We start from the raw sequence: 13,773 nt of genomic DNA, 5'->3' as shown, positions 1-13,773 counted from the left end.
CTGGACGCCGCGGAGTCGATGGGCACGCTGCGGATCAACGTCAACTGCGCCGGCATCGGCAACGCCATCAAGACCCTGTCCAAGGACGGGCCATTCCCGCTGGACGGATTCAAGAAGGTGATCGGGGTCAACCTGATCGGCACCTTCAACGTGCTGCGGCTGGCCGCCGAGCGCATCGCCAAGACCGAGCCGGTCGGTGAGGAGCGGGGCGTCATCATCAACACCGCATCCGTCGCCGCGTTCGAGGGCCAGATCGGCCAGGCCGCGTACTCGGCGTCCAAGGGCGGCGTCGTCGGCATGACACTGCCGATCGCGCGCGACCTGTCGCGCGAGCTCATCCGCGTGGTGACCATCGCGCCCGGCCTTTTCAAGACCCCGCTGCTGGGATCGCTGCCCGAGGAGGCGCAGGCGTCGCTGGGCAAGCAGGTGCCGCACCCCGCCCGCCTAGGAGATCCCGACGAGTACGGCGCCCTGGCCGTCCACATCGTCGAGAACCCGATGCTCAACGGCGAGGTCATCCGCCTGGACGGCGCCATCCGCATGGCGCCTCGCTGAGCCGCACCGCCGCGGGCAAAACGAAAGCCCCCCGCACACCGGCGGGGGGCTTTCGTGACAACGAGGATCAGTGGTTACTTGCGAAACCATCGACTGACGTTCGGTTCGGCCATCAACAGCCGGGCAAGCATGCTCATGGCTTGCCTCAGCTCGCGGCTTGCAGTTCGTCGAACTGCTCCGAGGTCTCGCCTTCTACCAGCACGTCGCCGTGGTAGAGGGCATCGAAGTCAACTTTGATGACGTCGGCACTTGTGTCGTCGATCCACATGACACTGAGCGTATGGGCCACCATTAAGGAATCTTTGAGTCACGATTCGGAAAATGTTGGCAATTTACCGGCCAGTAGGGTGGCCGCCGTTCACCGCGCGATTTGGGCCGTGAGCTGCTTACTTGCGACACATTTTCTGGTCGGATTCTTAATGTCCAAGCGGTTTAGAAAGCGGGGTTGAACGGTTCGGGCGGGCACTGCGTGTTAAAGGGAGTGCACTGTTCGACGTGTGCAAATTAGCGCTTGTTGCGCTGGCGCCGACAAATGAGCGGCCAGCGCAATGGGGCACCGGCAGCGGAAGGGCTCGAAATGCTGCAGCAGACCGCCCGAGTCGCGATCCGGGCGCCCCGCCGCATCATCGCCCTCGGTGTCCTGGTTTTCATCGCCGCCGCCGTCTTCGGCGTCCCCGTCGCCAAGAGCCTGTCGCCTGGTGGCTTTCAAGACCCGAACTCCGAGTCGGGCCGCGCCATCAGCGTGTTGAGCGACAAGTTCGGCCAGAGCGGCCAGCAGGTGCTGATCCTGGTGACCGCGCCGGGAGGCACCAACAGCGAACCGGCCCGCAAGGTGGGCACCGACCTCGTTGACGGGCTGCAAAAGTCCCCGCTCGTCTACAACGTCTCCTCGCCGTGGACGGCGCCTCCACAAGCTTCGGCGGACCTCGTGAGCCGCGACGGCAAGTCCGGACTCATCGTGGTCAACCTCAAAGGCGGCGAGGACTACGCCCAGAGCAACGCCCAGACGTTGGCGGACCAGTTCATCCACGACCGTGACGGCGTCACCGTGCGGGCGGGCGGCGCGGCGATGCAGTACGCGCAGATCAACACGCAGAACCAGGCCGATCTGCTGGTGATGGAGATGATCGCCCTGCCGCTGAGCTTCCTGGTGCTGATCTGGGTGTTCGGCGGGCTGCTCGCGGCGGCGCTGCCGATGGCGCTGGGCGCGCTGGCCGTCGTCGGTTCGATGTCGGTGTTGCGCCTGATCACTTACACCACCGAGGTATCGATCTTCGCCCTCAACCTGAGCACCGCGCTGGGCCTGGCCCTGGCCATCGACTACACCCTGTTGATCGTCAGCCGATATCGCGACGAGTTGGCCGAGGGCCACGACCGCGACGAAGCGCTGATCCGGACCATGGCCACCTCCGGCCGCACCGTGCTGTTCTCCGCAGTCACCGTGGCGTTGTCGATGTCGGCGACGGTGGCGTTCCCGATGTACTTCCTCAAGTCGTTCGCCTACGCCGGGGTGGCAACCGTTGCCTTCGTCGCCGTCGCCTCGATTGTGCTCACCCCGGCCGCGATCGTCCTGCTTGGCCCCCGACTGGACGCGCTGGACGTGCGCCGCCTGGCGCGGCGGATATCGCGACGCCCCGAGCCGGTGCATCGCCGCGTCGAGGAGTGGTTCTGGTATCGGTCGACCAGGCTCGTGATGCGTCGCTGGGCGCCGATCGGCCTGACCGCCGTCGCGTTGTTGCTGCTGCTCGGGTATCCGTTCCTCCGCGTGACGTGGGGCTTTCCGGACGACCGGGTGCTGCCGCGGTCGGCGTCGTCGCATCAGGTCGGCGACCGGCTGCGCAACGATTTCGCGCATGACTCGGCGACGTCGGTGTCCGTCGTCATCCCCGATGCCAAAAGCCTGAGCCCGTCCGACCTCGACAACTACGCCGCCAGTCTGTCGAGGGTGGCCGACGTCTCGGCGGTGTCAAGCCCTGGCGGCACCTTCACTGACGGCAACCGCGTGGGACCGCCCGCCGGGCCCACTGGGCTGGCCGGCGGCAGCGCGTTTCTCACCGTCAGCAGCACGGCGCCGCTGTTTTCCACGGCGAACGGCCTCCAGCTCGAGCGGTTGCACGAGGTGCCCGGGCCCGCGGGCCGAGCCGTCGAGATGGGCGGGCTGGCGCAGGTGAATCGCGACAGCATCGATGCCGTGACGGACCGGCTTCCGCTTGTCCTCGGGTTGATGGCGGCGATCACCTTCGCGTTGCTGTTTCTGCTCACCGGCAGCGTGCTGCTGCCGGCCAAGGCGCTGGCCTGCAACGTCCTGTCGTTGACTGCGGCCTTCGGGGCGTTGGTGTGGATCTTCCAGGAGGGCCACCTGGGTGCGCTCGGAACGACGCCGAGCGGCACGCTGGTGGCGAACATGCCGGTGCTGCTGTTCTGCATCGCCTTCGGGTTGTCCATGGACTATGAGGTGTTTCTGCTAGCCCGGATCCGCGAGTATTGGCTGGCGTCCGGCGCCGCCCGACCGGCGAGGCCGACGGCGAAGCAAGCCCACGCGGCCAACGACGAGAGCGTGGCACTCGGCGTAGCCCGCACCGGCCGGGTGATCACCGCGGCCGCCTTGGTGATGTCGATGTCGTTCGCCGCGCTGATCGCGGCCCACGTCTCGTTCATGAGGATGTTCGGCCTCGGCCTGACGCTTGCCGTGTTCGCCGACGCCACCCTGGTGCGGATGGTGGTCGTCCCGGCCTTCATGCATGTGATGGGCCGATGGAATTGGTGGGCGCCCAGACCCCTGGCGTGGCTGCACGACCGGTTCGGCTTCAGCGAGAAAGCGGCCGAAGAGACCGTCGAAAGCCTCGAGCCGACTGGAGGATCGGTCGAGCTCCCCGAGCCGGTCGCCAACATCGGTTGACGCCGCCGTGTGTCGGGACCTTATTGTGGGGCTCATCCGAGCTGGAGGGTTGGTATGACGACGGCAGTTGATCACCCCCTCTTTGCGCGGATCTGGCCGTTCGTCGCCACCCATGAAGTCGAGGCGATCCGGGCCATGCGCCGGGAGAATCTAGCCGGCCTGCGCGGCCGGGTGCTGGAAGTCGGCGCGGGAATCGGCACGAACTTTGCCCACTACCCGGACTCCGTCGACGAGGTGATCGCGGTGGAGCCCGAACCGCGGCTGGCCGCCCTGGCCCGTGCCGCCGCCGATGCGGTGCCCACCCGCGTCGTCGTGACCGGCGACACGGTCGAAGCGTTCAGCGACGTGGAGCCGTTCGACGCGGTGGTGTGCTCGCTGGTGTTGTGTTCGGTGGACGACCCGGGAGATGTGTTGCGGCGCCTGTACTCATTGCTGAGGCCGGGCGGGGAGCTGCGTTATCTCGAGCACATCGCCAGTGCCGGCGCGCGGGGCCGCCTTCAGCGTTTTGTCGATGCGACGTTGTGGCCGCGGCTCTTCGGCAATTGCCACACACATCGGGATACCGAGCGCGCGATCGTCGAGGCGGGATTCGAGGTCGACACGTCGCGGCGGGAGTTCACGTTGCCTTCCTGGGCGCCGATGCCGGTCTCCGAGCTACTGCTCGGGCGCGCGCGCCGGCCCCGACCCGGCGTCGGATCAGTTCAGTAGGGCCGGTAGCCGTTGCAGCAGGTCGGGCAGAGCCTGGCTGGCCGTCTCACGCATGCTGACCGTCACGCTGCCAGACAACGGAGTCACCTCGGGATTGACCTCGATGACGGCGGTGCCGCGGGACAGGGCCAGCTCGGCCAGCCCGGCCGCCGGATAGACGATCGCCGAGGTCCCGACGACCACCATCACGTCGGCCGCCTCGGTCGCCTCGACGGCGCGCCGCCACGGCTCGTCGGGCAGCTGTTCACCGAACCATACGATGTCGGGTCGGATGAGGCCCCCGCAGTGACATACCGGTGGATCCACCTCCAACGCTGGTTCGGGCATCGCGGGCAGCGCACCGGAGTAACGCGTAGCGCAACGCGCACAACGGAATTCGAACAGACTGCCGTGCAGATGATGAACCGAGTGGCTACCCGCGCGCTCGTGCAGGTCGTCGACGTTCTGAGTGATGACGCTGACCTGGGCATCGTCCTGCCAGGCGGCGATGGCGCGATGGCCCGCATTCGGTTGGACGTCGGCTACCAGGTAGTGGCGCCACAGGTACCAGCCCCAAACCCGCTGCGGGTTGTCGCGCCAGCCCTGCGTGCTGGACAGCTCGTAAGGGTCGAAGCGCGCCCACAACCCGTTCTTGTCATCGCGGAAGGTCGGCACACCGCTTTCCGCGGAGATCCCCGCGCCGCTGAGCACGGCAATTCGCATCCCCCCAACATAGCCGGAGTGGGGGATACTGAACGGGTGGAGCTGGGTGACTGGTTGAAGGTCGACATGAAGGCGGGAAAGCCGCTGTTCGACCAGCTCAGGACGCAGGTCATCGACGGAGTCCGGGAGGGCGCGCTGCCGCCCGGCACCCGCCTGCCGACCGTTCGGGATCTGGCCGGCCAGCTCGGCGTCGCGGTCAACACCGTGGCGCGCGCCTACCGGGAGCTGGAGACCTCCGCCATCATCGAAACCCGCGGGCGTTTCGGCACTTTCATCGCACGCTACGACCCGACCGACGCCGCGATGGCGGCCGCGGCCCGCGAGTACGTCCGGGTTGCGCGCGGACTCGGGTTGGACAAGGACGACGCGGTGCGCTACATCGAAGCGGTGCCCGACGAGTGATGGGTGCGGTGCCTGACGTGCATCGAAAATCTCTGGCGCACAGACTGTCTGGTGGCCGCTCAGCGCAACACTTTCTCCAGCGTGCGCAGGTTGCGCGTCGTGGTCGACGACTTGTACCGCGGCTTACCCATCGTCTTGCCGATGCTGCTGTCCAGCGTGCTGCCCTTGGGCACCTGCCAATAGAGGACGCCGTCACCGGGGCGGATCTTCTCGTCGCGACCCGCGTCCTTGCCCAGCGCGGCGAGCTCGTCCAGCACGGCGGCGTCGGCGACGAACGTGACGTAGGACTGATAGCCGTCCGGCTCACGTTCGAACGGGTAGGCGTCGACCACGCCGCGCACCGTGTCGATGTCGTAGGCCAGCACCCAAGCGTCGTAGCCGAACCGGTCCCGCAACGCGGCTTCGGCCTTTTTGCGCACCGACGCCACGCCGGCGGCCGATTCCAGCAGCACGTTGCCGGTCGCCAGAATGGTTCGGACCTCGGTGAACCCCGCCTCGGTCAGCGCGGCCGCCACATCGGCCATCTTCAGATTGACGCCCCCCACGTTGACGCCACGCAGGAAGGCCGCGTACTTGGTCATGCCCCGATTCCACCAGGTCGGCCCCGCAACGAGTACCCCGGCCCGCCCCGGGCATGGGCGACGTAGGCTTTCGTCATGGGACGCCAAGTCTTCGACGACAAATTGCTGGCCTTGATCAGCGGACACTCCCTTGGGGTGCTGGCCACCATCAAACGTGACGGGCGGCCCCAGCTCTCGAACGTGAGTTACCACTTCGACCCGCGCAGCATGGCGATCCAGGTGTCGATTACCGAGCCGCGCGCCAAGACCCGCAACCTGCGTCGGGACCCGCGGGCTTCGATCCTGGTCGACGCCGACGACGGATGGTCGTACGCCGTCGCGGAGGGAACCGCCGAGCTGACACCCCCGGCGGCCGCGCCCAATGACGACACCGTGGAGGCGCTGATTGCGTTGTATCGCAACATCGCCGGTGAACACCCGGACTGGGACGAATACCGGCAGGCCATGGTCACCGACCGGCGGGTGCTGCTGACGCTGCCGATCTCCCACCTGTACGGCATGCCGCCGGGGAAGCGGTAGCCGCGGCGTCTGCCGAACCATTTCGGCATACGCGGGCTAGGCTGCCCCGTATGGCTGATTCGAATGCGCGGCAGAGTTCGAAGTCGTCGGAGTCTTCGGGCGCCACTGGATCGCCGGGATCGGACGACGACACCAAGCGCAGATTCCGCGAAGCCCTCGACCGCAAGATGGCGAAATCCTCGGGCGGATCCGACCACAAGGACGGCGCTCCCAAGCAGTCGCGTGCGCACGGCGCGGTGGGAAGCCGCCGGGAATTCCGCCGTAAGAGCGGCTGACGGCCGCTGGGCGCTGGCTGGCAATCATGTTGCTTCTCAGCGCTTTTCGCGGATGACGACTCAGCCTTTCGGCGCTGTGAATCGACCGATCGACGGGTCCGCTTGGCCGGGCTTGCCGCGCAGGCTTCCCCGGGTGCTCGGATGTTCGAAGTTCACCCGGGACGGGTTGTTTTGGTATGCCCAGTCCGCCACGATGGTGCGTTGGCGGAACTTCCAGTGGCCGTCGTGTTTGGCGTACATGTCTAGGTATCGCCCGCCGATGATGACGTCGATGTCGTGACCGGGGCCGGCGAAGGTGTGGAACACCAGGCAGTAGATCTCGCCGCGGGCCGTGTCGCCTTCGACGTCGAAGTTCGTGGTGGTGATGTTGTGTTGGGACACACGCACATACGGTTCCGCGGCAACCAGTTGTGCGATGAACTGTTCGACGCCCCCGGTCGAAAACGAGCCGTGCGAATCGGTCGCCTCGGGGTGGTACAGGCTACGCAGCGTGTCGTAGTCGGCGCGGTCGACGGCCCTGCAGTAGGCGGTGACGAGCTGATGCAGCTCGTCGCGAGCCAGCATCAGTGCCAGCTTGCTCTCATCCACCACTACGCCACGATAACCCGGTCATTGCTGGTGAGTAGTCTTGCGGCAATGGGCCCGCGGTCCCAGGGTGCTGCGCGGAAGGAAGATCGTTGACGGTGAAACTTTGCCTCGCTCAAGATCCTGAGGCCGACGAGCTGCTGGACGAGAGTCCGTTGGCGTTGCTCATCGGGATGGTTCTCGACCAGCAGGTCCCCTTCGAGACGGCGTTCGCCGGACCGAAGAAGATCGCGGACCGGATGGGCAGCCTCGATGCCGCCCAAATTGCGGACTACGACCCGGACAAGTTCGCCGCGTTGTGCTCGCAAAGGCCTGCGATACACCGCTTTCCGGGATCGATGGCCAAGCGCATCCAAACGCTGGCGCAGATCATCGTGGACCGCTACGACGGCGACGCGGCCGGATTGTGGACTGCCGGCGACCCCGACGGAAGCGAGCTGCTGCGGCGGATCAAGGGATTGCCTGGATTCGGGGACGTCAAGGCGCAGATCTTTTTGGCACTGCTGGGCAAGCAGTACGGCGTGACACCGAAAGGCTGGCGCGCGGCCGCGGGGGACTTCGGCCGGGCCGGTGCGCACATCTCCGTCGCCGACATCGTCGACGCCCAATCGATGGGGAAAGTGCGCGCGTACAAGAAGCAGATGAAAGCGGCAGCCAAAGCGGCGAAGTAGATGGTCCACAGAAGGAAAGGGCGACAACGTGAAGACGCACATAACGTGTCCGTGCGGCGAAGCCATCGTCGGCAAGGATGAGGACGAACTGGTCGAGCTGACCCAAGCTCACCTCGCCAGCGTCCATCCTGGCCTCGAGTACGACCGCGACGCCATCCTGTTCATGGCGTACTAGCGCGGCACCCGCCCGACGCGAATGCGCGTGCCCCGCTCGGGGACACGCGCATCCGCAGGCGACGAGACGGTGGCGGCGCCGGTCCTTTACGGCACCACCGTCGAGCCGATGGTGGGCAGGAACTGGCACTGCTTTTCCTTGGTGGTGACCTGCCCGAAGATCGTCGACATCACGCTGCCCGAGCCGGTGTCGGCGATCGCGCTCAGTGTCGTCGGCCCCTCCGGATTGATGTCCGGGCGCGGCTTGAGCGCGACGGTCCCGGACTTGCCGGTGGTCAGGTTCACCCAGGTGACATTCAGCGGCAGCTTCTGCACCTCGGCGGGTCCGGGTGTGCCGACCGCGGTGAACACGTAGGCGGTCTGGCCGGGCCCCGGGCCGGGGAGCGGAATCTTGGCCGGCCCCGCGACCGACAGCGCGGTGGCGATGGCATTGGTGCCGTCCGCGAGGCAATTGGTACCGATCGACGGGTACATGAAGTCCTGCGTGGGCGGCGTGTCAGGGCCGAAGCCCGGGGCCGCCGCCGCGGGAGCGGGTGCCGGTGCCGGCGCCGGTGCGGCTTCCGGTGCGGGAGGCGCCGCCGGGGGTGCCGCGGCCGGTGCCGGTGGTGCAGCTGCTGGTGCCGGTGGTGCCGGAACCGGCGCGGCGACGGGCGCCTTCGACCATTCCGCCGGACCCGGTGCGGCGGGCACCTCAGCGGGGGCGGGACCTGCCGCGTGGGCCGGGTCGGTGCCGGCGGGCAGGTGCGCCTCGGGCGCCGGAGCCGCAGTTGGAGCGGCGGCGGGTGCTGGAGTGGCGGCGGGTGCCGGAGCCGCAGCGGGTGCCGGAGCGGCAGCGGGGCCGGCCGCGTGAGCCGGGTCGATGCCGGACGGCAGGTGGGCCTGCAAACCGGGTTCCACCCCTGTCGCGGGCACGTGCTGGACCGGCGCGGCGGGCTCGGCGACGAATTGATTGACCGCCGCCGCAACGTTTTTGGACTCGTTAGGCGTGCTCGGGTTGTGGGCGAAAGCCTGCGCCGCGGCCATCAGTAGCTGCGTCGCTTGCTGCGGGTCGGTGGCCGCTTGCTGGATGAGCGGGCCCAGCTGCGACAAGGCGGGCAGACCCGGCAGCCCTTGGGCCGCATTCGGTTGCGGTATCGGCTGCGGCGCCGCCGGGTCGGCTGCCGCGCCCGGGCAGAGCCCGAACGCGACAGCCGATGCCGTGACGAAAGCGGCCAAACCTTTGGACAGATTCCAAGTGGTTGCCACGGTGTCCTCCGGTTATCAGTAGTGGTTTAGCCGTTTACGAACTGATCAGGGCAGGGCGGCCAGCAGCGGCGCTGCCGGTCCCGCGGGGCTGAGCGCCGGCGCGGGTGCGCCGGGCGCGGCCGGAGCTTGACCCGAAGCGAGCGCCGGCAGATCCTGCGGGAGCGTCACTTTCGGAGGCACACTGACCGGCAGGCCGGCCGGCAGCGCCGGCATGTTGACCTGCGCCTGCGGAAGCTGCGGAGCGGGCGGAGCGGCCGGTGCCGCCGGTGCCGACAGCCCCGGGATAGCCGGGAGGCCCGGGATCGACGGGGCCGCCGGAGCGGCGGGACTCGCAGCCGCCGGCTGCGCACCGGTCAGGCCCTGGATCATCCCCGGAATGCCGCCGGTCGCCGTCGACGGCGCCGCGGGGGTCGCCGACTGCGCCAGGCCCGGAACCAAGGGGCTGGTCGCCGGAGAAGACACCGGGGCGCCGGGGCTGGTCGGCGCGGTCAATCCGGGAATCGACGGAAGACCCGCCGCCGGAGCCGCCGCGGTTGCCGGCGAGGTGGCCGCCGGAACGCCCGGGAAGCTGATGCCCGGGGTGGCCGGAGCCGCCGGCGGCGTTGCGCCGAGTGCGGTCGCGAGGTTCTGCAGGATCTGTGGCGCGTTGGCCGCCGAGCTGATCAGCTGCTGCGGAATGTTCGGCACGGCCGGGGCGGGCACGGGGTCGGCGTGGGCGATACCGCCCGTCAATAGCGCTGCGGACGAGCCGACCACGACGGCGGCTGCACGCATGTAAGTCCAGATGGTTGGCATGACTCTCCCTGATTGATCGATTACAGGTCCGGCGCTGAAGTTACTTTGATACAGATGGGACTCAAGTGACACGTGTGGCATTTATAGACTCGTTACGGATACGAGTGACATCGGTGACCGAACGCGTCGAATAAGCCCTTTAACGGGCCTCCGACGGCTCAGGCGGGAACGACGGCGCTGCGGCGCGTATCCCGCTCGCTAAAGTCGGGCGGATAGACACCATCTCGGCCGCTCCGGCGGCATCCAAGCCCCAGCGGTTGGCGAGCGCCCTTCAGGTGGGCGCGCCGATGCTGCTCATCGCGAGCGTCGCGGCGCGGTTGGCCTGGACGTATCTGGCTCCCAACGGCGCGAACTTCGTCGACCTACACGTGTACCTCGGCGGATCCGCCGCGATCGACCACCCCGGCACTCTGTACAGCTACGTCTATGCAGACCAGACGCCGGACTTCCCGCTGCCGTTCACCTACCCGCCGTTCGCGGCCGTCGTCTTCTACCCACTGCACCTGTTGCCGTTCGGCCTCGTTGCCTTCGTATGGCAGATCGCAACCATGGCGGCGCTGTACGGCGCGGTCCGGCTCAGCCAGCGTCTGATGGGCGTCGCGGACGGCGCCGTCGGCCGGCGCGTCGCGATGTTGTGGACGGCGGCCGCCATCTGGATCGAGCCGCTGCGTAGCACCTTCGACTACGGCCAGGTCAACGTGTTGCTGATGACCGCGGCGCTGTGGGCGGTGTACACGACGCGGTGGTGGTTGTCGGGGCTGTTGGTCGGGGTGGCGGCGGGAATCAAGTTGACCCCCGCGATCACCGGCGTCTACCTGGTCGGCGCTCGCCGATGGGGTGCGGCGGTGTTCTCAGCGGTCGTTTTCGTTGCCACGATTGGGATTTCGGTGTTGGTCGTCGGTGATCAGACGCGGTACTACTTCACCGACCTGCTGGGCGACGCCCACCGGGTGGGCCCGGTCGCCACCGCGTTCAATCAGTCCTGGCGCGGCGGCATTTCGCGGATCCTGGGCCACGACGTCGGATTCGGTCCCCCGCTGGTCGCCGCCGTCGCCGTCACCGCGGTGCTGGCCGTGCTGGCCTGGCGTGCCCTGGACTCCTCGGATCGGCTGGGCAGGCTGCTGGTGGTGGAGTTGTTCGGGTTGTTGCTCTCACCGATTTCGTGGACCCATCACTGGGTGTGGCTGGTACCGCTGATGATCTGGGCGATCCACGGCCCGGTGCACGAGCTGCGTGGCGCGCGGATCATCGGGTGGGGCTGGTTGGCCCTCACCGTGATCGGCGTGCCGTGGTTGCTGAGCTTCGCCCAGCCGACCATCTGGCAGATCAGCCGGCCGTGGTACCTGGCCTGGGCCGAGCTCATCTACATCGCGGCGGCGATGGCGACGTTGATCTGGATCGCGGCAACCGGCAGCCGGGAGACCGAGCAGAAGGGCCCGGCCGCACTCTAGTTGTCGACGATGCCGTTGATGTCGCGGGCCATGTCGATGTCGTTTTTGGTGATGCCACCCTCGGAGTGCGTGACAAGAGCGAAAGTTACTGTCCGCCAACGAATATCGATGTCGGGGTGATGGTCCTTGCTCTCCGCGTGCTCGCCCACCCGGCGTACGGCATCGATGCCGGCGAGAAAACTCGGAAATTTGATCGAGCGGCGCAGGGCGCCGTCGGCGCGCTCCCATCCGGTGAGATCGGGCAGTGCGGCGTCTACTTGCTCATCCGTTAACACAGCCATGCCTCGACGGTATACCGTCACCGGCCGCGCCGTGGGAGATGATTTCGCGGCTGATCAAGGGGCAGGGACGGGTCCGAATTTGCGGCCGTCCCGAGTGGTCATCTACGAGGCAACAGCCGGACCTGGCGTCTGATTCTTCTGATCCAGCTGAACCACGACGCTTTCTTCCGGCGGGTTGTTTCGTTCCTGATACGCCGACTCGAGGATGTCCGGAACCCGTTGCAGGTCGCGGGCGACGCCCATCAGTTCCTCCAGGATCATGATTCGTTGCTGATTCGACTCGGCCAGCGCCGCCCGGGCCTGCTCATCGGAATGACGAGCTCTCTGTTTCGCCTCGGCGATGAGTTGTTCGCGCTCATACTGGGCTTGCTGCCACGCCTCATCGATCGACGATTGGGCTTCAGCACGCATCCGGGCGAGTTCGGCGTCGAACTCTCTCCTGGTTGCCGCACATTCCGTCTCCACCGCCTTGCGCTGCGCGGCGATGTCCGCCAGCAACTCCCGGTGCTCTCGCTGGGCAGCCTCGGTCTCGGCCTCGGCCTGGGCGATCAACGCTTCTACCTCGGCGCGAGACTCGCTCTGCATCTGGGAAATCTCATCGAGCGCGCGCCGCAGCAACTTCGCCATCCGATGTTGCATCGCGTAGGGCGACGGCGAGGTGTCCGAGAGCAGGGCGACCTCATCGGCGAGGCAGGCGACTTCAATGCGCAGCGCTGCCGCTTCATCGCCGGATTCTTTGCGCTGGGCTCTGAGGTTCTGAACTTCGTCGATGAGGAACTTCTGCTTCGCGAGCAACACTTGGATGTAGGCATCGACCGCGGCCGTGTCATAGCCCCTGAAGGTGCGGGGAAACGTCTTTGCGGGTTCGGTGCTCATTGCCAACCCCCATTCCTGGAAGTGCCCATTGGAGATAGTTACCGCCTCGAGCCGAGTATCCCACGGTCGCGCCCAAACTGTAAGAGAGCCGCTGTGCTGCAAGGGAATTCGATCCATATCACGAGGGTTTGATGCCATGTTGGCCGACATCGGCCTTCGCGAGCCAAGGGCATCGTGTCCAGCCGAGGGGCCCGACGGTATACCGTCACTGGCCATGCCGACCCAGATTGTCGTCGCCGGCGCCCTGATCTGCGACTCCAAGGTCTTGGTGGCACAGCGCGCCCGCCCGCCGGAGCTGGCCGGCCGCTGGGAACTGCCCGGCGGCAAGGTGGGGCCCGCCGAAACGGAGCGCGACGCGCTGGCCCGCGAGCTGGCCGAGGAGCTGGGCCTGGCCGCAGGCGACGTCGTCGTGGGCGACCGGCTTGGCGACGACATCGCGGTGGACGGCCGGTTCACGCTGCGGGCCTACCGCGTGCGCCTGATCCGGGGCGAACCCGACGCCCGAGACCACCGCGCGTTGCGCTGGATCACGGCGGCTGAGCTGCATGATCTCGACTGGGTGCCGGCCGATCGTGGCTGGTTGGGAGACCTGACGCGGGCCCTTTGACGGCTACCTCATAACAAGTCCACAGACTTTCGGCAGCTCACGTACAGCCGCGTTGCAGGTCCTCGCAGTGAACTGAATACAACAATATGACTTGTAATAACGACGCCACACGAAGCTGCCCTGAATGTGCGTGCCGATAGCGAGCCGAATGCTTGTTCAGACCGTGCCGTCGCGGCCAAAGTGCCGGGCCGGCTCGATTGCCGGTGCGCAAAAACCGATGCTCATGCTGCCTTTTTCGAAGAACTGCCAACGCGCGGCGAACCCGATTTCGCACTCGGCCCAGTGATACATCCGCCCGCACCAGCTCGGATCGGCTCAACGCGGCATTGCAGGCCCGCGGGCTGGAGGGCCATACAGCACCAGCACAGGTCTGGGCCGAGTGCGAAATCGGGTTCGCCGCGCGTTGGCAGTTCTTCGAAAAAGGCAGCATGAGCATCGGTTTTTGCG

The 13,773-nt window shown here is 67.1% G+C and carries 18 protein-coding genes; 10 read left to right on the top strand and 8 right to left on the bottom strand.

What is annotated here, in order from left to right; translation table 11 throughout:
- Positions 1-555, top strand: a 555-nt coding sequence (locus tag A5652_RS13940; protein ID WP_067352036.1) for an SDR family NAD(P)-dependent oxidoreductase, incomplete at its 5' end; no start/stop codon positions are given.
- A 145-nt stretch (positions 556-700) separates the two neighbouring features.
- Here A5652_RS13940 and A5652_RS28960 read toward each other — a convergent pair.
- Positions 701-823, bottom strand: a complete 123-nt coding sequence (locus A5652_RS28960) for a hypothetical protein (RefSeq protein ID WP_156655929.1) — start codon at positions 821-823, stop codon at positions 701-703.
- Positions 824-1,132: 309 nt separating this feature from the next.
- Here A5652_RS28960 and A5652_RS13935 point away from each other — a divergent pair, with 309 nt between their 5' ends.
- Both A5652_RS13935 and A5652_RS13930 read left to right on the top strand, forming a co-directional pair.
- Positions 1,133-3,454 carry an MMPL family transporter gene (locus A5652_RS13935; protein WP_067352027.1) on the top strand — a complete coding sequence of 774 codons (2,322 nt, stop codon included), beginning with the start codon at positions 1,133-1,135 and terminating at the stop codon, positions 3,452-3,454.
- 54 nt (positions 3,455-3,508) lie between these two features.
- Positions 3,509-4,162, top strand: a complete 654-nt coding sequence (locus tag A5652_RS13930; protein ID WP_067352023.1) for a class I SAM-dependent methyltransferase — start codon at positions 3,509-3,511, stop codon at positions 4,160-4,162.
- Here the strand turns inward: A5652_RS13930 and A5652_RS13925 are convergent.
- Positions 4,151-4,864 carry an NAD-dependent deacylase gene (locus A5652_RS13925; RefSeq protein WP_067352020.1) on the bottom strand — a complete coding sequence of 238 codons (714 nt, stop codon included), beginning with the start codon at positions 4,862-4,864 and terminating at the stop codon, positions 4,151-4,153. The two genes, A5652_RS13930 and A5652_RS13925, sit on opposite strands and share 12 nt — an antisense overlap.
- 36 nt (positions 4,865-4,900) lie before the next feature.
- Here A5652_RS13925 and A5652_RS13920 point away from each other — a divergent pair, with 36 nt between their 5' ends.
- Entirely contained in the window at positions 4,901-5,266 is a 366-nt protein-coding gene (locus A5652_RS13920; RefSeq protein WP_067352016.1) for a GntR family transcriptional regulator, read from the top strand.
- 59 nt (positions 5,267-5,325) lie between these two features.
- On the opposite strand, the gene A5652_RS13915 is transcribed toward A5652_RS13920, so the two are convergent.
- Complete coding sequence (locus A5652_RS13915; protein ID WP_067352013.1) at positions 5,326-5,847, bottom strand: DUF1697 domain-containing protein; 522 nt, start codon at positions 5,845-5,847, stop codon at positions 5,326-5,328.
- Positions 5,848-5,922: 75 nt separating this feature from the next.
- Between A5652_RS13915 and A5652_RS13910 the strand changes: the two genes are divergently transcribed.
- Both A5652_RS13910 and A5652_RS13905 read left to right on the top strand, forming a co-directional pair.
- Positions 5,923-6,366, top strand: coding sequence for a PPOX class F420-dependent oxidoreductase (locus A5652_RS13910; protein ID WP_067352009.1), 444 nt, complete (start codon positions 5,923-5,925; stop codon positions 6,364-6,366).
- Positions 6,367-6,416: 50 nt separating this feature from the next.
- On the top strand, positions 6,417-6,641 hold the full coding sequence (locus A5652_RS13905; protein WP_067352006.1) for a DUF5302 domain-containing protein: 225 nt from the start codon (positions 6,417-6,419) through the stop codon (positions 6,639-6,641).
- A 60-nt stretch (positions 6,642-6,701) separates the two neighbouring features.
- Here the strand turns inward: A5652_RS13905 and A5652_RS13900 are convergent, their stop codons facing one another.
- Positions 6,702-7,205 carry a nuclear transport factor 2 family protein gene (locus tag A5652_RS13900; protein WP_067352033.1) on the bottom strand — a complete coding sequence of 168 codons (504 nt, stop codon included), beginning with the start codon at positions 7,203-7,205 and terminating at the stop codon, positions 6,702-6,704.
- A 119-nt stretch (positions 7,206-7,324) separates the two neighbouring features.
- Between A5652_RS13900 and A5652_RS13895 the strand changes: the two genes are divergently transcribed.
- Both A5652_RS13895 and A5652_RS13890 read left to right on the top strand, forming a co-directional pair.
- On the top strand, positions 7,325-7,897 hold the full coding sequence (locus A5652_RS13895; RefSeq protein ID WP_067352002.1) for an HhH-GPD-type base excision DNA repair protein: 573 nt from the start codon (positions 7,325-7,327) through the stop codon (positions 7,895-7,897).
- Positions 7,898-7,925: 28 nt separating this feature from the next.
- On the top strand, positions 7,926-8,072 hold the full coding sequence (locus A5652_RS13890) for a hypothetical protein (RefSeq protein ID WP_003875447.1): 147 nt from the start codon (positions 7,926-7,928) through the stop codon (positions 8,070-8,072).
- Positions 8,073-8,158: 86 nt separating this feature from the next.
- On the opposite strand, the gene A5652_RS13885 is transcribed toward A5652_RS13890, so the two are convergent.
- Both A5652_RS13885 and A5652_RS13880 read right to left on the bottom strand, forming a co-directional pair.
- Positions 8,159-9,316, bottom strand: a complete 1,158-nt coding sequence (locus A5652_RS13885; RefSeq protein WP_067351999.1) for a hypothetical protein — start codon at positions 9,314-9,316, stop codon at positions 8,159-8,161.
- 45 nt (positions 9,317-9,361) lie between these two features.
- Positions 9,362-10,111, bottom strand: coding sequence for a hypothetical protein (locus A5652_RS13880; protein WP_067351996.1), 750 nt, complete (start codon positions 10,109-10,111; stop codon positions 9,362-9,364).
- Positions 10,112-10,299: 188 nt separating this feature from the next.
- Here A5652_RS13880 and A5652_RS13875 point away from each other — a divergent pair, with 188 nt between their 5' ends.
- Positions 10,300-11,562, top strand: coding sequence for a mannosyltransferase (locus A5652_RS13875; protein ID WP_067351992.1), 1,263 nt, complete (start codon positions 10,300-10,302; stop codon positions 11,560-11,562).
- On the opposite strand, the gene A5652_RS13870 is transcribed toward A5652_RS13875, so the two are convergent.
- Complete coding sequence (locus A5652_RS13870; RefSeq protein ID WP_067123565.1) at positions 11,559-11,843, bottom strand: 4a-hydroxytetrahydrobiopterin dehydratase; 285 nt, start codon at positions 11,841-11,843, stop codon at positions 11,559-11,561. The two genes, A5652_RS13875 and A5652_RS13870, sit on opposite strands and share 4 nt — an antisense overlap.
- 102 nt (positions 11,844-11,945) lie before the next feature.
- Positions 11,946-12,719: a DivIVA domain-containing protein gene (locus A5652_RS13865; RefSeq protein WP_067351989.1), complete on the bottom strand. Its 774-nt coding sequence runs from the start codon at positions 12,717-12,719 to the stop codon at positions 11,946-11,948.
- Between the two features lie 214 nt (positions 12,720-12,933).
- Here A5652_RS13865 and A5652_RS13860 point away from each other — a divergent pair, with 214 nt between their 5' ends.
- Positions 12,934-13,326 (top strand): (deoxy)nucleoside triphosphate pyrophosphohydrolase, encoded by a 393-nt coding sequence (locus A5652_RS13860; RefSeq protein WP_067352030.1) that lies wholly within the window; start codon positions 12,934-12,936, stop codon positions 13,324-13,326.
- Positions 13,327-13,773 lie beyond the last annotated feature (447 nt).

Origin of the sequence: Mycobacterium sp. 1165178.9, assembly GCF_001673555.1 — a bacterium.
GTDB lineage: Bacteria > Actinomycetota > Actinomycetes > Mycobacteriales > Mycobacteriaceae > Mycobacterium.
This window is presented reverse-complemented; position numbering and strand designations above follow the sequence as displayed.